The sequence below is a fragment of the Hydrococcus rivularis NIES-593 genome (assembly GCF_001904635.1).
Taxonomy (GTDB): Bacteria; Cyanobacteriota; Cyanobacteriia; order Cyanobacteriales; family Microcystaceae; genus Hydrococcus; species Hydrococcus rivularis.
This window is the reverse complement of the sequence record NZ_MRCB01000014.1, coordinates 56,070-81,405: the sequence shown is the minus strand read 5'-3', so window position 1 is coordinate 81,405 and position 25,336 is coordinate 56,070. Positions and strand designations below refer to the sequence as shown.

Sequence of the window (25,336 nt, the reverse complement as noted above, 5' to 3'; positions counted from 1 at the left end):
CAACGGAGACTTCCGTAGGGGGAAGGTATTGTCTTGAACCCTTATTTTTCCAACTGCGATCGATTTATGGCACGTAGGAAACGCATTTTAAAAAGGTTTGCGCTCATCGTCAGCACCGTGGTTGCGATCGCTGTGTTTATATCGCCAGCGCGATCGCAGTTTTCCCTACCCAATTTCGGACATACGCCAAATTGGTTTATCCAAAACGCCGATAATTTGGTGGTTTCCGATTGTATTCGCCTCGACGGACGCTGTTTGTTTAAAATTGCCTCACCAAAATCCGATCTCTCCCAACGAGTCGATCAGATCGAACAGCGATTGGAAGATATCAGCGATGATTATTTCAATCGCAATGCCGAATCCTTGAAAGTTGAGAGCAGAATCGAGAATAACGTACCAAATATTTATGTTTCTGTCGGCGATCGCGAAGTTCGACTTTTGAGCGTTACCAATTTGGATACCGGACGCGAAGGGATCGATCTTAAAACGAAAGCCAGCGAGATTGTCGAACAATTAGAAACCGGACTACAAAGAGCCAAACAAGAACGACAATCGGAATTTCTTATCCGTCAAGGAATCATTGCTGGCGGTTTATTGGGAGTCATGCTTTTATTGACTTGGATAATTGCTCGCCGGGAAAAGCGACTCCGGCACTCAAAAAAGCTAATTTCTCCTGAAATTCATCTCTCCAATCATCAGCCGATTTCAACTCAGTTGATGCAGCGGCAACAATGGAATCTCAAAGAAGTTCAACATCGACTCCTACAGCTAATTCAAGTAGGCATCTGGATAGGAGGCTTACTACTAGTTTTGGGACTATTTCCCTACACCCGCATCATACAAATCAAGATTCTCAATTTTCTGGAAATTCCTTGGCGAATAGTTATCATCGCCGCGTTAGTTTATGTTTTTATTCGCCTCAGTTACGCTTTCATCGCCAAACTGAATTCCTTTCTGGCTAGTGACTATTTGCTCCCGCTAGAAGCCGATCGCAGGGTGCAATTGCGCATCAAAACTATCTCTGTCGTAGCCAGAAGCATCGTCACGATTCTTTGGATTGGCGTTGGCATTTTAGTCGCTCTTGCAGCGATCGGCGTTGATATTACTCCCGTACTCGCTGGCGTGGGACTTCTCGGCGTTGCCGTCTCCCTGGCTTCGCAAAACTTAATCAAAGATGCCATCAATGGGTTTTTGATTATCCTCGAAGATCAATATGCCGTAGGCGATGTGATTAGCGTTGGGGACGCAAGCGGTTTGGTTGAAAATATCAATCTACGAATTACCCAGCTTCGAGACGCAGAAGGGCGATTGATTACCATCCCTAATAGTAAGATTGAGATAGTTGCCAATCTATCGAGCTATTGGTCGAGAGCAGATATTACGATCCCTGTCGCCTATCAAGCAGATTTAGATAAGGCGTTAGAACACATTAACCTCGTCGCCCAGGAAATGAGCCAAGATGACAGTTGGCGGCGGCAGATCCTAGAGACTCCCCAAGTCCTAGGCGTAGATAGCTTTGACGAGCGCGGGGCGATCGTGCGAGTCTGGATCAAAACCCAACCGCTCAAACAATGGGACGTCTCGCGCGAATTTCGCCGTCGCATTAAGATAAAGTTCGAGCAAGCTGGAATCCCTCTGCCTCTGCCGCAGCAGCAAGTCTGGTTTAGTAGGCAGTATACAAATAAGGACGGAGGACGCAAGGTAGAAAACGGAGGAGTGGGAGAGCAGGAGACGGGGAGACGGGGGGATTAATTCGTAATTCGTAATTCGTAATTCGTAATTGGGAGCAGGGGAGAGGAGGAGACTGGGAGACAATTAACTACTAACCACTAACCACTAACTACTAACTACTAACCATCTCCAATCCTTTCATCGAATCATTGAATCACTGGTAACTGCCTTCTGCCTTCCGACTTCCGACTTCTAATAACTGTTCACCAATCCCCACTCAGCGATCGCCAATGACTATTCTGGAAGAAAAATTCTTTGCCAAGCTTACAGAAGCAGGAATACCAGAAGTTCCCGATCGCTTTTCTGTGGTTGCGCATCATCAAGAAATTCCCCAGTCGATTCTGACAGAAATAGGCACCTTTATTCGCATCTTCGATCGCGTGACACAAAGATCTACCTGGCAAGAAGCAGTAACGACCGATGCCCCAGAAATCGCCCGTTCTCCCCGTCGAGAAGTTTGTTTTTTTAGCGCCTGGGACTTTCATCTGCCGCCCGAACGTCCGTTTGACTGGCAAGCGATCGAATTCAATGACAACGGTTCTGGGCTTTTCTTGGCTGGATTAATTAACGCGACTTTTTATGAAATAGCCGACTTACAAAAATGCGCCGATATCCAACCTCCGCTACAATTTTCTGCCCTAAGCGAGTTAGTAGCCAGCTTCGTCGAAGAAGAAGCCAGAAGATTTTATGGAGAATTTCCTCAAGGGATATTTCTCATTCTCGACGATGCCGAATCACTAGAGCGAGGCAAGTTTCAGTCAGAACTGAGACTGATGCGAGACCTCTGGCAGGATCGAGGATGGCAGGTAGAAATTGCTTCCCCAACAGAAACTCAGTGGGACGGTCGGCGGCTACTAGCCAAAGGAAAGGAAGTTTCCTTTATTGTCAACCGATCGACTGATTTTTTCTGGCAAGCCGATGTATTCTCGTCCCTGCGGGCTGCCTACGCGGCTGGCGAAGTGTATGTAGCTCCCAATCCCTTTACCTACATTACTCGCAGCGATAAGCGATTGCTAGAGTTTTTCTCTGTGCCTTACTGGGATGAAGAATTAGGCATTCAACCGGAGGAGCGAATTTGTCTGAGTACCCATGTCCCAGAAACTCACCTACTGCGGGAGGACAATATTGAGGAGATTGCCTCTCGCAAGGAGGAGTTTTTCTTTAAGCCTCTCTATAGCTTTGCTAGTCGCGGCGTTTTGACCAGTTCGCAGGTGGGGCGATCGCGGCTGCACCGACTGATCGAGAAGGGAAAGCCTTATGTAGCCCAGAAAAAGGTTCCCAAGTCTACCCTGCGACTGCCAGGAACGAGAGAAAATACTTGTCTGTGGACGGATTTGCGAGTCTGGACTTATCGGGGCCAGATTTTTCTCTTATCTGGACGAGCTTCCCGCCATCCCGAATTGCTCGATCTGACTTCTCCAGGAGGCTGGATTCCTACTTATGCAAGATAGTATCTCTATTTCGCGAAGCAGCTTTATTGATTTGTATGCAAAAACGCTGCTGTCATTCTCTTATAACTTGAGGGCGCGATCGCCATAAATTATTTAAATTATTTGAATTACCATAACATGTGGTTGAGAAAGTAACGGCAAAGTTTCAGTCCTTCTGGTTCCTGGTAGTCTGTTGGCAAGAGTGCGACTAATGCAGCTTGCAATGCCTCCAAAGCAGCATCTACTTCTTGGCGTTTCGGTCGCTTCGATTGGGGAAAACGTAATGGTTCTCCGAACCGAATGGTTAATTCTTTCCACAAATAAAGATCGTGCGTTCCAATTACTACAACGGGTACGATTGGAACTCCAGTCTGCAACGCATAAATTGACGTCCCTCGTTTTAGTGGCAAGTATAATTTTCCTTCAGCAGTTCCTAAGCGTCCTTCAGGAAAGAGAATAATCCCTTCCCCACGCATCAAAATTGTTTGAGCGATGCGATTGAGTTGTCGTAGGGTTAGCATGTCACTTCCTGTTGGGACATCTCGTTCGATGCTTTTAGCTAACTCGACGAGATCGGCGCGATCGCATTTTGCTCCTTCGATGACCGCCTTCTCCTCTTTCCACCAACGATCTAGAGGAACGATCCCACCGGCAAAAGAGAGAATTTGGCGCTTCCACCATTTATTGTAGAGCGCGCGACCATCACCAAAAACGTAGTAGTAGGGTTGCGCGGGGAGTTCGGCAAGCAGGAGCAGGGGATCGATAGAATTGAGGTGATTGGCTGCCAGAATTGCCGATTCGTTAGGTAGTCGTTCGAGGTGTTCGACCCGTATCCGAAAAAGCCCGTGGAGCAGCGATCGCAGCACAAAGCGTCGCAGTCTACTGCTGGCTCTAGATTCAGGATATTCTTGGGAAAGCGGATCGAGCCGAGCGAGCGTTTTCTCCATTGCATGGCGAACTTCGCGATCGCGTGCGGCAGTGAGTCCCTCTTGCGCCCGTTTGATGGTTGCAGCTGTCAAGGGCGGCAAACTATCCGATTGCGTTTCATCCATTTTCCTCGTTTTTTCCCACCAACAGACTCTTAGCTAGCAAAAACAGAGCCGATTAGTCTAAATTTTATAGGTGTAGTTGTTAACTGCGATCGCCCGTCGCCGAGCTAATCGTTTTTGCTTGTGCTTATATGACTTTTATCCGCATACCAAAATCCTGGGAAGTTTCAGAGAACGAAATTACGTCAGAAACCATCTATTTCAATCGCCGTCGCTTTCTAAAAACTTTAGTCGGTGCTGGGATTGGCGCAAGTTTAATTCCGCTGGCAGGATGTCAAAAATCTTCTTCCGAAGCTGCACTGGAAGCCAGCCTCGATTTGCCGAAAATTAGCTCTTTCCACACCAATCCTGCTTTTGCTAAGGTCGATCGCCCCATTTGCGATCGCAAGTTGGCAGGACGTTACAACAATTTTTACGAATATGGTAGCACCAAAAATATTTGGTTGAAAGCTCAAAAATTACCAACTGAAAATTGGCAAGTAGAAGTTACGGGATTGGTCAAAAATCCTCGTACTTACGATCTCGACGATCTCAAAAAAACTTTTCCTCTCGAACAGAGAATTTATCGCTTCCGTTGCGTTGAAGCTTGGTCGATGGTTCTCCCTTGGATTGGCTTTCCGATGAAGTCATTAATTGAAGCCGTCGAACCGACTTCAGCGGCTAAATTCGCGCGTTTTACCTCTTTTTACGACTCGGATGTGACTAAAGGGCCCGGTTTTCATTTAGGATCTCTTCCTTGGCCCTATACGGAAGGATTGCGCATCGAAGAGATGGCAAATGAATTAGCTTTTTTTGCCGTGGGAATTTACGGACGCGAGTTGCCCAAACAACACGGCGCGCCCATCCGCATGGTACTTCCTTGGAAGTATGGATTTAAAGGGGCAAAATCGATTGTCAAGATTGAGTTTATCGATACTCAACCAGCGACTTTTTGGAATACGGTCGTACCGAACGAGTACGATTTTGAGGCCAACGTCAATCCTACTAAACCCCATCCCCGTTGGTCGCAAGCGACTGAAAAATCGATCGGCAAAGGACCGGGTTTATCGTGGGAGCTTAAGGAAACTTTACCATATAACGGTTATGGAGAGTACGTCGCGAGTTTATATCGAGTTTAATTTTATGCAGAGGTAATGCTGTTGGTTTCTAAAAATAGCTCTAAATCTTTATAGGTGATGCCATAGGTCACGGTCGGCTTTTCGTATCCTTTGAGCGTTACTTCAGACTGATGAAATAGCGCTTGAGCCTCCTTAAATTCTGATAGATAATTGTAAGTCGTCTCTCCGATCGCGATATCCAACCCGATTTCTTTTGTCGTCGATTCCAAACGAAAGGCTGCATTAACGGTATCGCCGATCGCCGTGTAATCTGGATGCTCGTCGCTGCCCGTATTGCCCACCATCGCATAGCCTGTATTGATTCCCGTGCCAATTCTCAACGGGAAAGGCAGCGGGTATTGAGCGCTCAATTCTTCTGTCATTTTATAGAGATCGCTAGCTGCCTGAAAAATTTGCAGCAGTTCCTCTTTTTTCGCTTCTTCGTGTCCGTGAAACCAGATTGCCATAATGGCATCGCCGATGTATTTGTCTACCCAACTGCCTGCGTCGCGAATGATATCTCCGGCTTGACGAAACCAGTTGCCGATCAGCGATGAGAGCATCTCTTCGTTTAACTGTCTGGTGAGGACGGTAAAGTCCCTCATATCCACTACCATGACAGACATCAGTCTTCGCTCGTGCAACACAGAAGTCATTGTTTCTCGATCTGAGTTGTTGCGAGAGCTTTGCGTTTGGTAACTAGCAGAGGGACAATGAAACTCTACATCAGTTTTACCAAAGGTGACGCGATCCCTATCCCGTAACGTTACCGGAATACTGACTCTGCGTCCGTTGACAAAAGTGCCGTTGCGACTGCCCAAGTCGATCAGAAAAAATTCCCCCGTCCCCATGGACTGTAAAATGGCGTGATTGCGAGAAATACAGTTATCGGAAATAATAAAGTCATTATCTTTACCGCGACCGATCGTCCAATAAGTTTTGCCAACTAATAGTAGGTAGCGGTTACCTTTAGTTGTTTGAAGTAGCAAATATGGATTTTGTCCTGGGTTCTCCACGGGTAGGCGAGCGATGTGAGTATAGATTTCTTTTTTAACTCATAGACGCTGCTAGCAAAAACAGACTATCCACTAAGATTGTACTCAATACTGCCCCAGCAAATGCCCACCAGTGTAATTCTGGTTTTTGTAGCGATCGCCACCCCACAACGATTAACAAATCGACTAAAACGACTGCCCAACTAATCCCCCAAGGCGTTTGGATCTGCGCGATCGCGCTTTGAAAAATCGGTCTTGCTAACGTGGGATCGACTTGCATCAATTGTCGCCAGTAGGGAATTAACCCAGTTAAATAGAAAAATAAGTCTGTGATAGCAGTCCCCAACAGAGAACCGAGATAAAACCAGTTGCCTATTTTTCCCCAACCCCGCCACAAGCACCAGCAAGCAAACGGTACGCCAATCGACTCTACAGGCAGATGAATGAGAGGTTCCCAACGCAGCCATCCCCAATAAATCGAGCCAGCCAGCCAACTCCAACTAAATCCTATCAGCAAATCTCCCCAGATTTGCGTCTTCGGACGCTTAAGCAACGCGATTCCCAGGATCGCCCATCCACCTGTCAGCAATAAACTTATCCAGGGAAATAGTCTCACCAGAGGAGTCTGAATAAAGACGGGAACGGAAACTAAAAAAGCTGCTGCTAAGAAAAAAAATCCAGCTTGACGTTCCTTCGTTCGAGCTAAAGATAGAACCTGCGAAGTTTTGCCTGATGGCAATGCGCCAGCAGAAGTGACAGAAGACGTGGAAGAGACCAAAGTTTGATTTATCAAAATGTTTTTAATATTCTTTACTTATCTTTACCTATCTCAATATACCATAGGTCAAGATTTCTTATATTTAAGGATATAAGATGGGGGCATAAATTGGAAAGACTTTCTGTAAGCTAATTAAGAGAGACAGGATGACTGGGGGATACGTTTTTAAGGATAGGGAGACTGGGGGAGAGGGAGACAATTAACGAATAACCAATTTCCAATGCGATCGGCAAACGCCCCGATTCGATGAATTCGATTTATAATATTATTTAAGGATTTCTAAAAATTTTTCAAAAACTTCATTTTTTCAATTTTTTGATCGAATAACAATTGACGACTTAAGTCTACTTTTCTAAGTCTTTTTAACAATGGTGCGTCTGCCCTAAAACACCACTGGTAGCTTTAGGGAGGTAAAATATGTCTAGAACGACCGATCGCAATTCTTGGTTATCGCTAAAAACCGGCGCGATTTCCTTCGAAAGCGCTGTGCGCATAGCAGCAAGTACGCTAATATTGGGGACGTTAATCTCTATCCCCCCGTTGAATTTACCTGCTAGCGCATACGAGCTAAGTACCGGACAGACTGTCTTTTTTAAATCTCCCCGCTTAATTCGGGCTGCTGCCAGCCAAAACGCGCCAGGAGCCGCATCAACCTATCAGTTTACTATTGAAGTTCCCAAAAATGCGGGAGAAGCGCTAGCCGCCGTTACGATTACGCACAAACCCAGTCCAGAACGAATTAAATTTGATGTCAGCCAAAGCAAAGCGTTTATCGGCGACAGTTTTGCTGGGGGACCGCAACTGGCTCTCTCTAGTATTGGCGGGAGCGATCCATCGGAAGAAAACTCGGTGACTATCGCGTTTGACGAACCTGTAGAACCCGGAACGACGGTAACGGTTTCTTTAAGAGCTTTACGCAATCCCGACCGAGGCGGCAACTATCAGTTTGGCGTTACGGCTTATCCAGTAGGAGAAAATAGCCTCGGTTTATATTTAGGTACGGCACGGTTGCAGTTTATGCCCCGTTAGCTCGCTTTTGGCTGAGAACTAAATCCTATCGGCTAAAGCCCTGAAACATCAGTAGTTTGAGTAGTACGAAGCCCTTCTAGCTTGGAGACAATCTTGGGTTTGAGCTTTTCTAGTTCTTGTTTGAGTAGCTTTTTGGTAATTTGCGGCTTTCCTGGCTGAACGATCTGACTGGTATTTGCCCATTCAATCAACATTTTGCATTGATTGGGTGCAATAGTAGACTTCATCACATGCTGGCATCGCTGGGGATTTTCTAAAGCAAAGAACAAAATCCAGTAGCAGCCCGTCTCTGCTAAAAGCCTAGCTAATTTCTGTCCGGTAGGCGTTTTGAGATCCAAATAACAGGGCAACCACCGAGGACCGTAGTCGCGGTGATAGAGAACCGTTATCCAAAGGATCGTAGGATGGGGATTGGGCATAAAGAGAAATTGATTGTAACGGATGCTGGCGATGCGATTGTGAATGTCTTGGCGATCCAGCATGACCCACAAGCTAGTAAATATGCCCTCAGAAGTGCGAATCAAATTAGGAAAAACAATTTTTTGCTGGGGTTTATCTTCGGGCCAGGATTTTTGCAGGCAAATCTCTTTCGTTGAACCCAGAGAACTGCGAGAACTGCGACTGATAGTTTTATCCTGCTCTAAAGTCGGCGGCAACTCGCGAGCAACCGGACGATTATTTTGGTAGATGGGATCGATCGCGTCTAAGGCTTGGATCAGCTCGCTGACGCTTTGTGGGCGATCCTGAGGCGATTTGGCAAGGCACTTCACGATCAGTGCTTCTAATGCCGGAGGGATTTTTAAGCTAGGGTTGAATGGTTGAGGCTTGGCATAGTGATGGGCTTCATACCACCCACCAAAGGAAGAGTTTTCTGGAAAGATCGGCATCTCGCCCGTCAGCATCTCATACATCATAATCCCCAGACTGTAAATGTCAGAGCGATTGTCGAGTTCTTTGCCCTCCATTTGCTCTGGAGAACAGTAGGCGAGAGTTCCCATAAACGACTGGGTTTGCGATTCGCCAGACTGAATCAGCTTGGCAATCCCAAAATCGAGGATTTTAACTAATTCTCCTAAAGCAGAATCTTGCGTGACTAAAATATTGCTCGGTTTGATATCTCGGTGAATAATAGGACAAAGTTCGCCCCCAAATATGATTCCCTTATGGGCGCATTCCAAACCAAAACAAATTTGGCGAGTTAGCTTTAAGAACCGCGGCAGAGGGAGAGGTTGATATTTAATAACTTCACTGAGACTTTCTCCTTGAAGGTATTCCATGACATAGAAAGGAATATCCCTCTCATCGACTCCATAGTCTCTGACGCGGACGATGTGAATGCTTTTTTCGCCTAATTGGGCAGAAATGGTAGCTTCTCGCTCGAAGCGATCGCGCATTTTGCTGTTGAGTAATGCCTGAGAGAGGAATTTAACGGCAACGGTGACCCCTCCGAGAACTTTATCCTCTGCGCGATAAACGTGACCCATAGCACCGCTACCAACTAAGTCAACGAGTTGATAACGGTTAGCGAGTAAGCGGCGATGTCTGGAATCTGTCGTCATGATCGGGCGACTATCTTAATGGTAAGTAATATTTCTAACAGTAATAGCTAATTATTAATCTGTTTTAGGGCTGACGATCTAAAACGGCTTCTATGGTACATTCAAGTGAATGCCCTGCTAGAATGCCACCGGAAAGGTGATAGGTGTTATCGTTAACTCGATAATAGGTTTCAAACCCGCTCCGTCTTTGGCGATCGCTTAAAACCAAGTATCGCTGAACGATTGATTGCGGTCCAAGCCATCCTTCTCCTTCAACTCGCCCCAAAAGACTTTGCTGTAGGACATAGGTATACTGGCGTTCCTCCTCGTCGAGACGACCCCGATACTCAAAGGAAATTTCTTGGCGATCGCTATTCGGAAAGATAAGCTTTGTAATCATCGTGAACCAGTTTTCCTGATTCCAGGCAACAATGGTTCGACCTTTAACGGGAAAGACGATTCCGTTGCGTTCTAGCCAATGTCCTTCGATTGTCCAGCGTCCCGCTTCCATCAAAAAGCTGTGCGTCAAGGCAGTACTCCTTATCCCATTTTGGGCTTTAAGGTTTAGATCGAGAAGGTCTGTTCTGGTAGACATTGCCAAAAATCCTCACTCGAATTGGATTATGGATCGATGGCGCGATCGGGTTTGAGGGGCGAATTTAGAAATCTACAATCATAGAATTCCCAAAAATCCTTAAAAGATCGCCATGACAATCAACAAAAATAAAAAAATTTTGAGTTTTATCTAAGTCGTGACGGGAAGATGAATTTCTCCTAGTAATACGGATTGTTTTGCTCCAGTTACCTGCACTAAATTACCGGGAAAAGAACAACAAAAGCGCCAGTAAGCTAAAACGGCAAACGCGATCGCTTCTTTAGCATTTGCGCTGATTCCGACTTCATCGGTCGTTAAAACCTTCGCTTCGCCCGCCAATTTCTCTTCTAAACGTCGTTTTAAATAGTGATTGCGACTGCCGCCACCACATAGAAGTACTTCATCGGGCATTCGCGGTAAAAAGGTACGATAGCTGTGGACAATTGAAGCTACGGTGAATTCTGTCAGAGTTGCTAGCCAGTCTGCCTCGCTGAGTTGATGGGTTTGAGCCTCCTGCCAACAAGCGTCTAGATACGTTTGGCTAAATAATTCTCGTCCGGTAGACTTGGGCGGCGATTGTTGAAAGAAATCATGGGCTAACCATCGCTCCACCAGTTCCCGATCTGGCATTCCTTGCGCTGCCCAATTGCCGTCTTTGTCGAATGTTTGCCGCCCGCCAGTCAGTTTAGATACCGCTAAATCCAGCAAGGCGTTTCCCGGTCCCGTATCCCAACCGCAAACCGACTCCTCCCAGTCGTTTTGCTGGCGGGCTGGCAGATAGGTGACGTTGCCGATGCCACCAATATTTTGCACGCAGCGATACAAAGTCGGATGGCTCAGCAAACAAGCATCGACCTTGGAAACCATCGGTGCACCCTGTCCCCCCGCTGCAATATCCGCCGCCCGAAAGTTACAGACGGTGGGAATCCCCGTCAGATTAGCAATGACCTCTCCCCGTCCCAGTTGTAGGCTGTAACCGATTTTGGATTGATTCTCTGTCTCTTCCAGAAAAGGTGGTCGATGAAAAACCGTTTGACCGTGAGAACCAATTAATTGTGCGGGGGGATTGCTCGTTTGAATTTTCTGTGCCGCTAGGGCAAATTGAGTTGCGATCGCGTCGTCTAATTCGGCAAATTCTGCCATCGATAGAGATTGTCCGCCACAAACCGCTAGAATCTGCTCTCTAAGCCGGGCAGGATAGGGAAAGGTTTCTTCAGCTATTAGCTTGACTTGTAGCTCGATCCCCGTACCAGTAATTTCTACTAAAGCAGCATCAATTCCATCGACAGAGGTGCCGCTTATTAAACCAATGCAGTACACTTAATTCCTCATTCGCTTGACCGATAACAACACTATAGGAAAAAGAGCGCGAAAAGTTGAGAAGTCAGGATGAATTTTTGCAAAAAAACATTTATAACTCTGTACTCTATCTCGCGAAAATACCCCACGAAAGTGGGGTACTTACTCCTAGTTATTTTTAACTCGGTACTAGATAATAAATGCAGTCTAGATTAGGCTTCGCTTTCGATGTAAATAAATAACAGACCCATGACAACGGCTGGCAAGAGCCAACAAACAATTGGAATCAGAATCCAAGGTAAATACGAAGCTGCATATGTACCTGTCATTTCAAATTCTCCTATCTAAAGTTTGAGGATTACAAGAAGAGTATTGCTATGCAAAAAAAAGACTTAATTATTGACAAGCCCGCGCATGATGGCATCAATAACACCTAAATTTTCTAGGAGGAAATAGGCAGTAAAAGCGCCGCCCATGCCGCCGACAAAGAAACCAGCCGTAAACTGGCTCCAGCCTTCAGAAGATTTCAGCGATGCATCGCCGGTTCCGATCGCTCGTCCGCCTTGGAAAGAGACAAGACCGTAGCTAGCTAAACAAGCCGTTGCAATGAGAATTATTGCTAAACCTGAAATTAAACCGCCCAGACTAGCAAACTCCGAATCCCGTAACGGTCCGAGTAAAACCCAAGGACCGATAATAAAATAGCCGTGAGCCATGCCAATCTCTAGACCTCTTAGGAGGGGAGATAGCCCCGGACGATAGGCGGGAAGATTGCCGATAAAAGCTTTAGTAAAATCGGAAGCAGAAATGGGGGTTGCTAGATGACCAGTAAAGGGATCGCCATTGTAAGGTTGAACTACTTGTTTGTAATCAGCCATCTTTTTAGAGTTCTCCTCTCTATTAAGAAAGTGAAAGTTTTGAAAAACTCAAGAATCCATTTTAAGCATGGACAGGTAGTCGCACGGTCAAAATTAGTCTAAGCGTTAGAAAAGTTCATGAATTTCTCTATCGTTCGGTTAAGGAAGAGGGCAGAAAGATACATGATAATGACCAATGACCAATGATAATCTGGGATCGATTAATATTGGGATGAAGGACAATGGAACAGAATCTTACTCCACACAATAGCAAACAACGGGTTTTAGTGGGTTTATTTGCTGGCTTGCTATCTTTTATTTTTTCATTAGGCTTAATGGCAGCTCCTGCCAAGGCCACGGGAGTGTACGATCTGCCGTCTTTGGGGGTCGGGTCGTCAACTTGGGTGGTCGATTCGGCGGAGGTTATCAGCCTTGCTAATGAAGGCAAGCTGAGCAGTGCTTTGAAGCAATTAGCCCAAAAAACTGGCAATGAAGTGAGGATGGTAGTTATTCGCCGCCTCGACTTTGACGAGACGATTGACAGTTTTGCAGACAAGCTGTTTGCGAACTGGTATCCTACTCCAGAGGAGCGGGCTAATGAGACGCTACTGGTCATGGATACTTTGACAAATAGTACTGCCATTCGTACTGGGGAAGCTGTCAAAGCAATCATGTCCGATGAAATCGCCAAGAGCGTGGCTTCGGAAACAGTAGCCATTCCTCTGCGAGAAGGCAACAAGTACAATCAGGCATTGTTAGAGGCAAGCGATCGCTTGGTCGCCGTTCTCTCCGGTCAACCCGATCCCGGTCCTCCCAGCCAACAAGAACTTAATATTGAGAGTACTTTTGCCAGTGCAGAAGAAACCGACGATCGTAGTGCAACTGTCTGGGTTGTCGTGCTGTTAGTGTTAGCAACAGCAATTCCGATGGCAACCTACTTTTGGTACGTCGGCTTACCCGGACGCTAATCCTGAACGTATTCTGTCCCGTTGATAAGAGCATACTCAGCCCGCATGAATTCCCGTCCTAAATACGCTGCATGGTCGAGCATCGAGATCGGACAAGGCTGGGTTTGCTCGAAAATTTTCACGCAAAGTTCTTTCGCAGTCCTTCCCGTATATAGCGTTTGGGCAGTTCGTTCGATTTTGCCCTTGGCGGGAATCACTTTACCCGTTTCTGGATCGACGGCTAAGCCTTTTTCGTTGATGAGATTGGTGAAGTGCTTGGCGCAGATCAGTCCGGCTTCGCGATCGAGATAAATGATAAAATATCCGCCCGGATCGAGGTCGATATGGCGTTTGGAAAGTTCGTTATCGATAGAAGTAATGGTATCGGCTAATCGATTCATCTTGTCATTAAATTTCCGATCGACTAATTACTATAGTAGAAAATTATGCGACTTCCAAACGATTTCCAAACTGTCGCTGGTACAGCTTAAACGCCTATAACTAAAGTTCTAGGCTTAAAGCTCAACTCTATTAAAATAGACTGAAATTCCCAATTTTAGGTGTAAGGCTTTTTCCTCGATCATCTGTAGCGTTCTTTTTTAGAAACGATATAATACCAATTTTCAGGTTTTCGCAATCGACATTCTTCTCCCCTCTCCCAAATTGGGAGAGGGGTTGAGGGTGAGGGCGATCGACTATCTCTGTCATTAATGAATGAATGAAAAACGATATAAGTCTTGATAGCGATCGCTTTTTTCCATCAAAAAAAGCAGCACGCTTTGGTGCTGCCCAATTTGAATAGAAACAATTACTTACTAGGTTAGAGCTGCCATTTTCACGTCATTGTTTGCCAAGAGAGCTTGCAACTCTTCTGCATCTACTGTTTCTTTCTCGACGAGGATTTGTGCTAATTGGTCAAGGACGTGACGATTGTTGACGAGAACGTCTTTGGCGCGGCGATAAGCTTGCTCGACGAGAAGGCGGACTTCTTCGTCGATGGTTGCTGCCGTCTCGTCGGAGAAGTCGCGATCTGATGCAATGTCGCGACCGAGAAAAATTCCGCCATTCTGCCGTCCTAAAGCCACGGGACCAAGGCGATCGCTCATACCGAAGCGCGTAATCATCTGACGCGCGACTCGCGCTACCTGTTGTAGGTCGTTTGCCGCACCCGTGGTCACTTCTTCTTCGCCGAAGACGATCTCTTCTGCGATGCGACCGCCAAGGGCGACTGCCATTTGATTTTGCAGGTAGGCACGAGAATATAATCCTGCTTCCATGCGCTCTTCGCTAGGCGTAAACCAAGTCAAACCGCCAGCGCGACCGCGAGGAATGATGCTGATTTTCTGTACGGGGTCGTAATCGGGCATCAGAGCGCCCACTAGCGCGTGACCGGCTTCGTGATAGGCAACCAGAGTCTTGCGCTTTTCGCTCATGACCCGGTTTTTCTTCTCCGGACCCGCTAAAACGCGATCGATCGCGTCGTTGACCTCGTCCATGGAAATTTCGGTGAGGTTGCGACGGGCGGCGAGAATAGCCGCTTCGTTCAGGAGGTTTGAGAGGTCGGCACCCGTGAATCCAGGAGTCCGGCGAGCAATCTTATCTAGGTCAACATCCTTGGCGAGGGTCTTGCCGCGAGCGTGAACTTTGAGAATTTCTTGGCGACCTGCATAGTCGGGGCGATCGACGACGACCTGGCGATCGAAACGACCCGGACGCAACAAGGCAGCATCGAGAACGTCGGGACGGTTGGTGGCGGCAATGACAATAATGCCCGTATTGCCCTCAAATCCATCCATTTCGGTGAGCAACTGGTTCAAAGTTTGCTCGCGCTCGTCGTTACCGCCGCCCAAACCAGCACCCCGCTGACGACCGACGGCATCAATTTCATCGATGAAGACGATACAAGGAGCGTTGGCTTTTGCTTGCTCAAACAGATCGCGGACGCGAGAAGCGCCAACGCCGACGAACATTTCGACGAATTCCGAACCAGAGATGGAGAAGAAAGGAACGCCAGCTTCTCCGGCAACTGCACGAGCTAAGAGGGTTTTTCCGGTTCCGGGAGGTCCGACTAAGAGTACGCCTTTAGGAATTTTTGCCCCAACTGCCGTGAAGCGATCGGCATTTTTGAGGAAGTCAACGACTTCAGCTAATTCTAGCTTAGCTTGTTCGATTCCTGCTACGTCTCCGAAAGTCACCTGGGTTTGGGGTTCCATTTGCACTCTGGCTCTAGATTTGCCGAAGTTCATCGCTTGAGAACCCGGACCGCTTTGAGCGCGTCGCAGGAGTAAGAACAGTCCTACCAGCAACAAGATGGGGAAGAAAAGGCTGCTCAGAGCGCGGAACCAAACGCCATCATCCTTTTGGGGAAGCACCGAGATGTCTACCCCGTTTTTGGTTAGAAAGTCGATCAACTGAGGATCGTTGGGCAGAAGGTTGACCAAGACTTGCGTTCCATCTTGAGCGGGAACGATCGCTTTGGTGCGATCGGCGGTCAGTTTGACGCTCTCTACTCTGCCGCTAGTAACTTCTGAGATGAATTTATCGTATCTCCAAGTTGCCTGACTTTGGGGTTGTCTGTCTAAAAAGGCGGTCGCTAGGGCAATGACTACTATAGCTAGCAAGGCATACAGTCCTGCATTCCGCCACTTCTTATTATTGTTATTTTTGTTCACGCTTTAAGCCTCCTGGGATGTGAGGATGAGGATAGATTCATCGTTATGAGGATTGATTTTGAGCTTAGAGATCGACGCTCCTGGAATGTTAGGGATTCGCTTTGAATTCACTCGTTGTTAAATTATGTTAACGTTTCTCAGGAACTATTGACAGCATCGATTTTCATTTCGGTTTTTCTAGTGAGTCTAGCTGGGAGATCCAGTCTGGATCGGTAGTGTCTATCGTAGTAACGTAGGCTCGTTCGAGTTCGCTAAAGGGTTCGGCTGTTGCTCGCTGCTGCGCGAGCAAGTCAACAGTCGCATCTGAGATGTCTTTGGTTCGCTGCAAAATGCGATCGCGCAACACTTCCATCGGAGCGCTACAATGAATAATCCATAAGGGGATATTATTGGAGCAAGCATAGTCAATAGCAGGATCTCGCCATCTGTGCCGATCGTATTTGGCATCCAAGATGACTGAATATCCTTCGCTCACAAGCATTTTACCCAATTCCAACAAACGTTCGTAGGTTTTTTGGCTCATCTGCGGGGTATAGAGTTGGTCTCCTCCTCGTTCGGAGATCTCAATTCCTGCTAGATGCTTACGTACCGCATCGGAACGAATGTGAATTGCACCAATACGCTTGGCTAGCTGTTTTGCCACAGTGGTTTTTCCCGAACCCGACAATCCCGACATTAAAATCAGTTGTCCCCTCGTAGTTCTAGTATATTCCCAAGCTAATCGATAATAGTTGGCTGCCGTTTGTCTGGCGATTTGTTTATCTTCCTCAGAAATAGCGGGATCGTCTAATAATAATGAGGTAACTTTGGCTCTAACATAAGCTTGGCGGCTCAAATAAAGTGGCAAGACTTGCAATCCTTGCCAGTCGCCAGTTTCTTCTAAATACGTATTGAGAAAAATATTACTAAAGTCCTTTCTTCCCCGCGCGTCTAAATCCATTACCGTAAAGGCAACGTCGTACATGACATCGACAAACCGAAACGGTTCGTTAAATTCAATGCGATCGAACAGTTGGATTTTATCGTGCCACAGACAAATATTTTTTAGATGTAAATCACCATGACATTCTCTAATGCGATCGCTGTCTTGGCGGTGTTTAAATAATGCTTTCTTTTGGGAGAAAAAATTATCGCTAAATTGTTTGGTTTCATCATATTGCTTTTGCGTTTGAGCGATTCCTATATATTTCTCAGTTTGGTCGTAATTTTCATCGACTGCTTCTTTAATTTTTTCTACTTCGCCAAAACTCCGTATGTAATCGTTAGTCGCAGTTTGACGGTGAAAGCGAGCCACAACTTTCCCTAAATCCTCAAGATGGGTTTCTGTCAGCTTTCCTTGCTCGATCATATTAATAAATAGATTTTCTTGGGGAAATCGATGCATTTTGAGAACGTATTCTACTGGTTCTCCCGTGCCGTCTAAGATAAACCTGTCTCTGACTTGAGTAATTGGCAAAACTTCTAGATAAATATCCGGTGCGATCGCTTTATTCAGTCGTAGTTCTTCATTTAAAAAATGTTGTCGTTTGCCTAAAGTAGAAAAGTCTAAAAAGCCAAAATTGACAGATTTTTTGAGTTTATAGACATAATCTCCAGCCAACAAAACAGAAGAACAGTGAGTTTGAATTAATTGAATGGGTTCTCGAACCGGATGGGGATAAAATTCCGGTTTTTGCATTTGTTCGATGAGAGGAGTAAATGTGGCAGACATAGTTTGATAAGCTAGCGACTTAAACCGGATACCTAGGGCATAAAGCTGACTTTTTCCCCAAAAAAATTGGCGGGCATATTGCCCGCATTATCTAATTTTAAGAAGCCGCTAGCAAGCCACTGTGTCTCAGTAATGGTTCGGTTTTGGGTTCTCGTCCTCGGAAAGCTTTGAAGACTTCCATCGGATGGAAACTTCCTCCTAACCCCAACACCGTATCTCGGAAACGTTTTCCAGTTGTAGTTACAGCATCTTCATTCTCTAACCCCGCCTCCTCAAAGGCAGCAAAAGCATCAGCACTGAGAACTTCTGCCCATTTGTAGCTATAATAACCAGCCGCATAACCGCCAGCAAAGATATGTCCGAACGAACACAAGAAAGCATCTTCCGGTAAAGGTGGGATAACGGTAGTGATTTTAGCAATGCGATCGCGCACTTGGTAGGGCGTTTCTTCGCCGCCTGGTTGATAGCGATGGTGCAGTTCGAGATCGAGCAAACTAAAGTGCAACTGCCGCAACATGGCAAAACCGCTCATGTAATTCTTGGCAGCTAGTAATTTCTGATAATAATGTTCTGGCAAAGGTTCCCCAGTTTCGTAATGCCTTGCCATGCTAAATAGGGTAGCGCGATCGTAACACCAGTTTTCCATAAACTGACTGGGCAACTCGACCGCATCCCATTCCACATTATTAATTCCTGCCGCCCCAGAATAATCTACTTTGGTCAGCATGTGTTGCAATCCGTGACCGAATTCGTGGAAAAGGGTAGTCACTTCATCAAAAGTCATTAAACTGGGTTGGCCATCGACGGGAGGGGTTTGATTGCAGATCAGATAAGCGACGGGTAAACGAATGCTGCCATCTACCATTTTCGCCCGACCGATGCAATCATCCATCCAAGCACCGCCGCGTTTTTCGGCAGGACGGCTATAGGGATCGAGATAGAAATAGGCGATCGCTTCTCCAGCTTCATTGTTAATCTGGAAATAGCGTACATCTTCCTGCCAAACTGGGGCTTGTCCGTCCGCAGGAATAATCGTGACTGCAAAGATACGCTTAACCAAGCTAAATAATCCTTCTAACACTTGTGGTAAAGGAAAATATGGGCGTAACTCCTCGGCATTAAAATCAAACTTGGCTTCTCGTTGTCTTTCCGACCAAAAAGCAATATCCCAGGGGGTCAAATCGTCGGTTTGGGCAAACGCTTTTAACTCTTCTAATTCCTTTACAGCCGCATCATAACTCGCACCGCGCAGTTCTTCGAGTAAGTTTTCTACAGCTTCTACGCCGGGAGCCATTTTTCTAGCGAGACTGACTTCCGCATAACTGTTATATCCTAGTAATGCGGCTTTTTCTTGGCGCAGTTGTAGAATTATGTCGATTAAAGGATTGTTGTCTAATTCGCCGCTAGAGGCGCGACTAATGAAAGCTTTGTAGAGTTTTTCCCGCAATTCCCGATTGGTACTGTATTTCATAAAGGGAAGATAGCTGGGGTAGTCTAGCGTAATCACCCAAGGTCCTTCCTCTGGCGTAGCGTTCTCTTCTCCTTCTGCGCGGGCAGTTTGGGCAGCTAAACTGAGAAGGCTAGCGGGTAAACCATCTACGTCTTGCTTATCCGTTAGTTTGAGTTTAAAGGCTTTGGTTGCATCCAAGACATTATTAGAAAACTTAGTAGCAAGTTCCGCCAACTCCAGTTGAATTTGGTTAAAGCGTTCCTGTTTTTCTGCTTCGAGTCCCACTCCCGATAGTTCTGCATCGCGGATAGCTGACTCGACAATGCGTTTTTGGGCGCTTTCGAGCGCATTCCACTCCTGTCCGTCGCGCAACGCTTTAAACGCCTCGTAGAGGGGTTTGCTTTGGCTGAGTTTATTGATAAATTGAACGACTTGGGGCTGGACGGTTTCGTAAGCTTGCCGCAATTCGGGACTATTTTTTACGCCCATCAAATGTCCTACGATTCCCCAACTCCAGGTTAAGCGTTCTTCAATTTTAGTCAGGGGTTCGACTAAACCCGACCAAGTGGGAGTAACATTGGCTTCTAGGTTAGCGAGTTCGGTTTCTAACTCGGCTAATAGTTGGGTCATCGCGGGAACGATGTGTTCCGGCTGGATTTTGTCAAAGGGAGGAAGTCCTTTTCCGATGAGCAAGGGATTGTCGATCGCAGTCGCGTTAGTCATGCTTGGGTAATTTATATCTCTATGTAGTTCGCTATTTCTTACCCTAGCGCGATTGAAGGATATGTTGCCGCGATCGCTGGTTTGGAAATTTCTCTATTTGACTTCGATACATTTGCTCGACGTTAGCGGATTGAAGGTCAATCCCATGAAGGTACTTGTGCCATCTCTTCAGATATATCTAACTCTGGCGTTTGAGTTAAAAAGGGCAAACCCGCACCTGCCAATCCTCGCTTAATCCTAAAAGGCGTTGTTTCAAAAACGATAAATAGAGGGTAGGTTTTGGCGACTCCTTCGCTCAACATGTGTTGCTCGCTGAGGGGCATCAACCATTCATAATCCCTATCCAAATAAACCTGCATCTTGCGCCAACGACCGAGCAACTGAGAAAAATCTTCTTGGGGACGATGGATAAAAACCAGGATTTCCGTCTCCATTTTAATTTTCCACTCCGGATCGCAGGTAAGAATTGCGAGATCGCAGGGCAAATGAATCGTTTCTCTTAAATTTGCCGCACTCGCGCCCTCTTGACCGACAGATTGAGATCTGCGAATTCTCGCAACTGGTAAAGGAATGGTAATCAAGCTTTCCTCTGGGCGACGCATGCTAGGAATCATCTCCAGATAAGAGCGATACTGTTTGAGGAGCGCGATCGCACCTTCGCGGCTACTGTACTCCGACAGCAGGGTTTCGTAATCAGATTGTTTGACAGACATAACGTTATAAGAAGGAGGAAAACTTGTGAATGATGAACGATGAAAAATAAGTTTTTAGAAGCGATTCTTTTCATAATTCACAATTCATCATTCAGAATTCGGCATTCATTATCCGAGTTGATCGAAGATAGAGAACATCGGTAGATACATAGACAGCAGAATGGTTCCTACCATCCCAGCGATCGCGACCATCATCAAAGGTTCTAGAATGCTAGTTAAAGCTTTGAGGGCTTGTTCTACTTCATCTTCATAGAAATCAGCAACTTTCATCATCATCGAATCCAGCTCCCCCGTCTCTTCCCCAATGCTGATCATTTGAATCGCCAGAGGAGGAAACACGTTAGCTTTTTGCAACGCCAGACTCATCATGCCACCTTGCTGAATTTCCGCCTTGGCTGCCGAGATCGCGTTAGCAATCACTTGATTGCCCACGGTATTGCAGACTATCTCTAGGGACTGAATGATAGGTACGCCCGAACGAGTCAAAGTTCCAAATACCCGACAGAAACGAGCCACGGCTGATTTTTCATTCAAATCCCCAAAAAGTGGCAGCTTCAGCATCAAAGCATCTATCTGCAAGCGTCCGGCGGGCGTTTTATAGTATCGTCTAATCAAGAAAACAGTCACCATGATGGCAACGATAGGAATGAGAATTTTTGGACTTCTCATGATGTCGCTCAAAAAGAGCATAAACTTGGTCAACGCAGGTAATTCTGCCCCCAAGCTTTTGAAGATGTTGGCAAAAATAGGGATAAGAAAGACGGTCATCGCGAAAAATACGACCACTGCCAAGATCCCAACTGCAACTGGATAAGCCATAGACGATTTGATTTGGTTTTGCAGCCGCGCCATATCCTCCAACAGCTTAGCCAATCGGTTCAGCACCTCGTCGAGAACGCCACCTGCTTCGCCTGCTTCTACCATATAGACATAAAGCTCATCGAAGCATTCAGGGTGTTTGCTCATGGCATCAGAAAGATTGCCTCCCTGCTGAACGTCAGCACTAATCGCCAAAAGGGCTTTCTTGAGCTTGGGATTGGGAGACTGGTCGGCTAAAACCGCCAAGGAGCGGACAATTGCTACCCCCGCGTCGATCATTACCGAAAATTGACGGGAAAAAACAGCTTTGTCTTTGACGGAGACTTTACTAAGAGCTAGCTCTAAACCGGATAGATCGATATCCATATTCAGTCCCGCTTTTTTGATTTTTCCAATCGTGGCATATTTCCCTTTGAGTAGGGTGCGGACTTGTTCTGGAGACATCGCCTCCACTTTTTCTTGGTGGGTTTTCCCTGAAGAATCAATAACTTGAGCAATAAAAGTAGGCATAGGTCAATTCACAATTTACAATTGGACAACTCATCAAGCGCGGACTTTCGCTTTGGGATTTGTTAGCGCGCCACCGCTAACAAGGCGCTGTAATTCATCGGGTTTGCTGCTCTTGGAAATCGCTTCCTCAAATGAAACAGTGCCACTGAGAATCAGATTGGCAAGCGCTTGTTCCATGGTTTGCATTCCCAGTTTTCCTCCAGTTTGAATCGCTGAGTAAACTTGAGGTGCTTTTCCTTCTCGGATCAAGTTAGCGATCGCTGGGGTGACTACCATAATCTCCTGTGCCAAACACCGACCGTATTCGCCCGGTTTGGGGTTTTTCTTCTTCACCAAACATTGGCTGAAAACGGCGAGTAAGGAGTTAGACAGCATTGCTCTGATTTGAGCTTGCTGGTTGGCTGGAAACACGTCAATGATTCGGTCTACCGTACCCGCAGCCGAGCTGGTGTGTAGCGTTCCAAATACCAAGTGACCCGTTTCTGCTGCCGAAATCGCTAGCGAAATCGTCTCTAAATCCCGCATTTCTCCTACCAGGATAATATCGGGATCTTCGCGCAGCGCCGCTTTGAGAGCATTGGCAAAACTCTTAGTATCCTCTCCCTTTTGTCGTTGGTGGAATAGGCTTTTAACATTGGGGAAGACATATTCAATCGGGTCTTCCACTGTCAAAATATGTTCGGCTCTCGTGCGGTTGATTAGGTCTAGAATTGCTGCCAAAGTGGTTGTTTTCCCCGATCCCGTTTGTCCCGTCACCAAAATCAGCCCTCTCGGTCTTTCTGCCATTTCGCGGACGACATCGGGCAATCCAAGCTGGTCGAAGTTAGGAATTTTGGAAGACAAAGCTCTCAAACACGCTGCATAGCAACCCCGCTCTTTATAAACGTTGACCCGGAAGCGGGCTAATCCTTTAACGCCATAGGAACAATCCAGCTCCCAATTCTGCTCTAATTCCTTGCGTTGGGTGTTGTTGAGCATGCTGAAGATTAATTTTTGGCATTCTTGAGGATTGAGAGGCTGGTCGTCGATAGGAGCTAGCTTGCCGCTCACCCGAAAGTAAATAGGCGCGCCTGCTTGGATGTGCATGTCCGAGCCGCCCATCTCTACCAAACGCTCCATTAAGTCTTCAATCATTAAATCCATAGCCATAGTCTCCAAATTAGTTATTGGTTATTGGTTATTAGTTATTGAGCAACTAACAAAAAATCAATCGCTGAAGCGAGGGGTCATGCAATAAGGACAATCCAACCACTCTGGCACCAGTTCGGCATGACAAGTCCGACAAGTCAGAGCGGTTTTGCGTTTGGCTTTGAGTTCTGCCTCTAAACCGGAATCGGTAAACGTTACTCGCTCTACTTCTTCTAGGGTTGTATAGCCTTCTCGCACCAGATTTAAGCTGTAAGCCAGCAGCGTCGTCATGCCCTCTTCGACGGCTGCTTCTTTGATTCGGTCGGTGGTTGCACCTTGGTTGATTAAGCTTTGCAAGCGCTCGCTGTTTTGCATTACCTCATAAACGCCAACCCGTCCTTTGTAACCGCCACCGCCGCACTTAGCGCAGAGAGTGCCTTTCGTTTTGGCTTCTTGAATTTCTTCGGGGGTTAAGGTGTTAGCTTTGTAGAAGGTAACTTCTCCTTCGTTAGAAGCCGAGAAGCCGAATCGAGCGAGTTCTTCTTTGGTTGGATGATAAGGAATGCGACATTCGGTACAGACGCGGCGCATGAGACGCTGAGCCAGAACGCCGATTAACGAGCCAGAAATCATAAATGGTTCGACTCCCATTTCGTCGAGACGGGCGATCGCGCCTGCCGCGTCGTTAGTGTGCAAGGTAGTCAAAACCAAGTGACCCGTCAGTGCGGCTTCAATCGCCGTTTTTGCCGTTTCTTTATCTCGCGTCTCACCTACTAGAATTACGTCTGGGTCTTGCCGCATGAATGCCCTGAGAATATTGGCAAAGTCCATCCCTTTTTCGCGAATGACCTGCACCTGCGTAATCCCTGGCAGCGAATATTCGATCGGGTCTTCTGCCGTACTGATGTTGACGCCGGGATGGTTTCGTTCTGCTAGAACCGAGTACAGCGAGGTAGACTTTCCGGAACCCGTCGGACCCGTTACCAAGATCAATCCGAAGGGACGGCTTGCCATTTCTCGAACGATATCTAGGGTTCTCTGGTCGGTAATCAACTTATCCAAACCAAGCTGAGTTGCCGAGTTATCGAGAATCCGCAAACAGACCTTCTCTCCGTAGCGGCTGGGTAGGGTATTAACCCGAAAGTCCACTTTGCGACCTTGAAACATCCGCCGAATTTTCCCGTCTTGGGGCAAGCGTCGCTCGGCAATGTCCAACTCTGCCATAATTTTGAAACGCGCGACTACGGCTGGCGTAATCTTTTTGGGCAGGGGGTCGAAGGCTTGCTGAAGCACCCCATCTTTGCGGTAGCGCACTCGCAGATATTCTTCTTGAGGCTCGACGTGAATGTCAGAAACATTTTCCTGTAAGGCTTTTGCCAAAATTTTGTTGACCAGATTGATGACGGGGGCTTGATTGGCTTCGTTAGCCCCCAGATCGTCGTTGATTTCGTCTTGCGCTTCTTGAAGGTTAACGTCTAAATTTTCGACGATCCCGCTAAGATCGGCTAATTTTTCGAGGTCTTTTTCTTTTTGAAGCCGCTCTTTTTCTTTTTCTCTTTCAGTCTGTATCTCGTAATATTGTTCCAGAAGTCTCTCGTAATCTTCCTGGGTAATGACCGTGCGCTGGAGTTTGATATCTTTGGGGCGCAAGATGCGGTTGAGGTCATCTTGAGCTTCCAAGTTATCCGGATCGACCATCGCCACTAAAACGCTAGGGGGTTGAGTATCGAGCTTTTTGAGGGGAACTAGCTTATAACGGCGACAAACGTCGATCGCAATTAAGGTTTCGATGAGATCCGCCATCTCGTTATTAGCGATGGGATCGAGTTCTGGGTCGAGGCAATCAACTCCATACAGAATTTTGAGTTCAAATAAATGATGTTTTTTATACTGGCGAACCAAATCGGCGGGGAGTTCGCGACCCACGATCGACTGGAGAACCTCAACCAAAGTACGACCGGACTTACGAGTTTCGATTAAGGCTTGCTGCATTTGTTCGGGCGTAGCATGACCCGCTTGAATCAATTTGTTCCCAAAAGGCGAAAAATAATTGCGTAAAGCAACGGCTCGAGTCCGCTTTGAAGATGAAGAGTAAGCCATAGTGTCGCGACGAGATCTTCTAACAACACTGAGTATTCCCAAAGTCAGACAAAAATTTAATAGGAGCTATGAAAAAGGATGAGCAAGAGATTGGGTCAACCCATCTCACAAAATGTTACATTTGAGTTTAATGAATTCATCAACCCACAGAGAAAACAGACTCAA

Annotated in this window: 22 protein-coding genes; 5 read left to right on the top strand and 17 right to left on the bottom strand. The window is 46.6% G+C overall.

The window, feature by feature from the left end; all coding sequences use genetic code 11:
- The first annotated feature begins 66 nt into the window (after positions 1 to 66).
- Together NIES593_RS12985 and NIES593_RS12980 are read left to right on the top strand one after the other, a co-directional pair.
- Positions 67 to 1,752 carry a mechanosensitive ion channel family protein gene (locus tag NIES593_RS12985; protein ID WP_073599983.1) on the top strand — a complete coding sequence of 562 codons (1,686 nt, stop codon included), beginning with the start codon at positions 67 to 69 and terminating at the stop codon, positions 1,750 to 1,752.
- A gap of 209 nt (positions 1,753 to 1,961) precedes the next feature.
- A complete protein-coding gene (locus NIES593_RS12980; protein WP_139253698.1) occupies positions 1,962 to 3,182 on the top strand; it encodes an ATP-grasp domain-containing protein in 1,221 nt (406 codons plus the stop codon).
- A gap of 107 nt (positions 3,183 to 3,289) precedes the next feature.
- On the opposite strand, the gene NIES593_RS12975 is transcribed toward NIES593_RS12980, so the two are convergent.
- On the bottom strand, positions 3,290 to 4,213 hold the full coding sequence (locus NIES593_RS12975; protein WP_073599981.1) for a lysophospholipid acyltransferase family protein: 924 nt from the start codon (positions 4,211 to 4,213) through the stop codon (positions 3,290 to 3,292).
- Positions 4,214 to 4,341: 128 nt separating this feature from the next.
- Between NIES593_RS12975 and msrP the strand changes: the two genes are divergently transcribed.
- The gene (gene msrP / locus NIES593_RS12970) at positions 4,342 to 5,328 is read left to right on the top strand and encodes a protein-methionine-sulfoxide reductase catalytic subunit MsrP (protein ID WP_073599980.1); all 987 of its coding nucleotides are present in this window, start codon (positions 4,342 to 4,344) and stop codon (positions 5,326 to 5,328) included.
- Positions 5,329 to 5,330: 2 nt separating this feature from the next.
- Here msrP and NIES593_RS12965 read toward each other — a convergent pair whose 3' ends face one another.
- Together NIES593_RS12965 and NIES593_RS12960 are read right to left on the bottom strand one after the other, a co-directional pair.
- Positions 5,331 to 6,323, bottom strand: a complete 993-nt coding sequence (locus NIES593_RS12965; RefSeq protein WP_073599979.1) for an adenylate/guanylate cyclase domain-containing protein — start codon at positions 6,321 to 6,323, stop codon at positions 5,331 to 5,333.
- A 34-nt stretch (positions 6,324 to 6,357) separates the two neighbouring features.
- Positions 6,358 to 7,080 carry a DUF3120 domain-containing protein gene (locus NIES593_RS12960; protein ID WP_073600019.1) on the bottom strand — a complete coding sequence of 241 codons (723 nt, stop codon included), beginning with the start codon at positions 7,078 to 7,080 and terminating at the stop codon, positions 6,358 to 6,360.
- Between the two features lie 417 nt (positions 7,081 to 7,497).
- Between NIES593_RS12960 and NIES593_RS12955 the strand changes: the two genes are divergently transcribed.
- Positions 7,498 to 8,109: a DUF2808 domain-containing protein gene (locus NIES593_RS12955; RefSeq protein ID WP_073599978.1), complete on the top strand. Its 612-nt coding sequence runs from the start codon at positions 7,498 to 7,500 to the stop codon at positions 8,107 to 8,109.
- Between the two features lie 32 nt (positions 8,110 to 8,141).
- On the opposite strand, the gene NIES593_RS12950 is transcribed toward NIES593_RS12955, so the two are convergent.
- The 5 genes from NIES593_RS12950 to NIES593_RS12930 all read right to left on the bottom strand — a co-directional run bounded on the left by NIES593_RS12950 (position 8,142) and on the right by NIES593_RS12930 (position 12,419).
- Complete coding sequence (locus tag NIES593_RS12950; RefSeq protein WP_073599977.1) at positions 8,142 to 9,668, bottom strand: serine/threonine protein kinase; 1,527 nt, start codon at positions 9,666 to 9,668, stop codon at positions 8,142 to 8,144.
- A 64-nt stretch (positions 9,669 to 9,732) separates the two neighbouring features.
- Positions 9,733 to 10,176, bottom strand: a complete 444-nt coding sequence (locus tag NIES593_RS12945) for a hypothetical protein (protein ID WP_073600018.1) — start codon at positions 10,174 to 10,176, stop codon at positions 9,733 to 9,735.
- A 216-nt stretch (positions 10,177 to 10,392) separates the two neighbouring features.
- On the bottom strand, positions 10,393 to 11,562 hold the full coding sequence (locus NIES593_RS12940; protein WP_073599976.1) for an anhydro-N-acetylmuramic acid kinase: 1,170 nt from the start codon (positions 11,560 to 11,562) through the stop codon (positions 10,393 to 10,395).
- 191 nt (positions 11,563 to 11,753) lie between these two features.
- Positions 11,754 to 11,870 (bottom strand): photosystem I reaction center subunit VIII, encoded by a 117-nt coding sequence (locus tag NIES593_RS12935; protein ID WP_015143920.1) that lies wholly within the window; start codon positions 11,868 to 11,870, stop codon positions 11,754 to 11,756.
- 63 nt (positions 11,871 to 11,933) lie between these two features.
- On the bottom strand, positions 11,934 to 12,419 hold the full coding sequence (locus tag NIES593_RS12930; RefSeq protein WP_015143921.1) for a photosystem I reaction center protein subunit XI: 486 nt from the start codon (positions 12,417 to 12,419) through the stop codon (positions 11,934 to 11,936).
- A gap of 221 nt (positions 12,420 to 12,640) precedes the next feature.
- On the opposite strand from NIES593_RS12930, the gene psb32 reads away from it, so the two are divergent.
- A complete protein-coding gene (gene psb32, locus NIES593_RS12925; RefSeq protein ID WP_073599975.1) occupies positions 12,641 to 13,366 on the top strand; it encodes a photosystem II repair protein Psb32 in 726 nt (241 codons plus the stop codon).
- Here the strand turns inward: psb32 and NIES593_RS12920 are convergent.
- The 9 genes from NIES593_RS12920 to NIES593_RS12885 form a co-directional block, all read right to left on the bottom strand.
- Positions 13,363 to 13,746 carry a DUF4346 domain-containing protein gene (locus NIES593_RS12920; protein ID WP_073599974.1) on the bottom strand — a complete coding sequence of 128 codons (384 nt, stop codon included), beginning with the start codon at positions 13,744 to 13,746 and terminating at the stop codon, positions 13,363 to 13,365. The two genes, psb32 and NIES593_RS12920, sit on opposite strands and share 4 nt — an antisense overlap.
- A gap of 130 nt (positions 13,747 to 13,876) precedes the next feature.
- Positions 13,877 to 14,053, bottom strand: a complete 177-nt coding sequence (locus NIES593_RS24185; RefSeq protein WP_175561124.1) for a hypothetical protein — start codon at positions 14,051 to 14,053, stop codon at positions 13,877 to 13,879.
- Between the two features lie 107 nt (positions 14,054 to 14,160).
- Entirely contained in the window at positions 14,161 to 16,017 is a 1,857-nt protein-coding gene (ftsH3, locus tag NIES593_RS12915; protein ID WP_073599973.1) for an ATP-dependent zinc metalloprotease FtsH3, read from the bottom strand.
- Between the two features lie 163 nt (positions 16,018 to 16,180).
- A complete protein-coding gene (locus tag NIES593_RS12910; RefSeq protein ID WP_073599972.1) occupies positions 16,181 to 17,728 on the bottom strand; it encodes a bifunctional aminoglycoside phosphotransferase/ATP-binding protein in 1,548 nt (515 codons plus the stop codon).
- Positions 17,729 to 17,825: 97 nt separating this feature from the next.
- Entirely contained in the window at positions 17,826 to 19,901 is a 2,076-nt protein-coding gene (locus NIES593_RS12905) for a M3 family metallopeptidase (protein WP_073599971.1), read from the bottom strand.
- Positions 19,902 to 20,038: 137 nt separating this feature from the next.
- Positions 20,039 to 20,614, bottom strand: a complete 576-nt coding sequence (locus NIES593_RS12900) for a hypothetical protein (protein ID WP_073599970.1) — start codon at positions 20,612 to 20,614, stop codon at positions 20,039 to 20,041.
- A 108-nt stretch (positions 20,615 to 20,722) separates the two neighbouring features.
- Positions 20,723 to 21,943 (bottom strand): type II secretion system F family protein, encoded by a 1,221-nt coding sequence (locus tag NIES593_RS12895; RefSeq protein WP_073599969.1) that lies wholly within the window; start codon positions 21,941 to 21,943, stop codon positions 20,723 to 20,725.
- A gap of 33 nt (positions 21,944 to 21,976) precedes the next feature.
- Positions 21,977 to 23,086 (bottom strand): type IV pilus twitching motility protein PilT, encoded by a 1,110-nt coding sequence (locus NIES593_RS12890; RefSeq protein WP_073599968.1) that lies wholly within the window; start codon positions 23,084 to 23,086, stop codon positions 21,977 to 21,979.
- Between the two features lie 63 nt (positions 23,087 to 23,149).
- A complete protein-coding gene (locus NIES593_RS12885) occupies positions 23,150 to 25,171 on the bottom strand; it encodes a GspE/PulE family protein (RefSeq protein ID WP_073599967.1) in 2,022 nt (673 codons plus the stop codon).
- Between the last annotated feature and the right edge of the window lie 165 nt (positions 25,172 to 25,336).

Bases quoted from the DNA above. Each gene is read 5' to 3' on its own strand.
- NIES593_RS12985 (WP_073599983.1), top strand. From the start codon at position 67: ATGGCACGTAGGAAACGCATTTTAAAAAGGTTTGCGCTCATCGTCAGC.
- NIES593_RS12980 (WP_139253698.1), top strand. From the start codon at position 1,962: ATGACTATTCTGGAAGAAAAATTCTTTGCCAAGCTTACAGAAGCAGGA.
- NIES593_RS12975 (WP_073599981.1), bottom strand. From the start codon at position 4,213: ATGGATGAAACGCAATCGGATAGTTTGCCGCCCTTGACAGCTGCAACC.
- msrP (WP_073599980.1), top strand. From the start codon at position 4,342: ATGACTTTTATCCGCATACCAAAATCCTGGGAAGTTTCAGAGAACGAA.
- NIES593_RS12955 (WP_073599978.1), top strand. From the start codon at position 7,498: ATGTCTAGAACGACCGATCGCAATTCTTGGTTATCGCTAAAAACCGGC.
- NIES593_RS12950 (WP_073599977.1), bottom strand. From the start codon at position 9,668: ATGACGACAGATTCCAGACATCGCCGCTTACTCGCTAACCGTTATCAA.
- NIES593_RS12935 (WP_015143920.1), bottom strand. From the start codon at position 11,870: ATGACAGGTACATATGCAGCTTCGTATTTACCTTGGATTCTGATTCCA.
- NIES593_RS12930 (WP_015143921.1), bottom strand. From the start codon at position 12,419: ATGGCTGATTACAAACAAGTAGTTCAACCTTACAATGGCGATCCCTTT.
- psb32 (WP_073599975.1), top strand. From the start codon at position 12,641: ATGGAACAGAATCTTACTCCACACAATAGCAAACAACGGGTTTTAGTG.
- NIES593_RS12920 (WP_073599974.1), bottom strand. From the start codon at position 13,746: ATGAATCGATTAGCCGATACCATTACTTCTATCGATAACGAACTTTCC.
- NIES593_RS24185 (WP_175561124.1), bottom strand. From the start codon at position 14,053: ATGACAGAGATAGTCGATCGCCCTCACCCTCAACCCCTCTCCCAATTT.
- NIES593_RS12910 (WP_073599972.1), bottom strand. From the start codon at position 17,728: ATGTCTGCCACATTTACTCCTCTCATCGAACAAATGCAAAAACCGGAA.
- NIES593_RS12905 (WP_073599971.1), bottom strand. From the start codon at position 19,901: ATGACTAACGCGACTGCGATCGACAATCCCTTGCTCATCGGAAAAGGA.
- NIES593_RS12900 (WP_073599970.1), bottom strand. From the start codon at position 20,614: ATGTCTGTCAAACAATCTGATTACGAAACCCTGCTGTCGGAGTACAGT.
- NIES593_RS12895 (WP_073599969.1), bottom strand. From the start codon at position 21,943: ATGCCTACTTTTATTGCTCAAGTTATTGATTCTTCAGGGAAAACCCAC.
- NIES593_RS12890 (WP_073599968.1), bottom strand. From the start codon at position 23,086: ATGGATTTAATGATTGAAGACTTAATGGAGCGTTTGGTAGAGATGGGC.
- NIES593_RS12885 (WP_073599967.1), bottom strand. From the start codon at position 25,171: ATGGCTTACTCTTCATCTTCAAAGCGGACTCGAGCCGTTGCTTTACGC.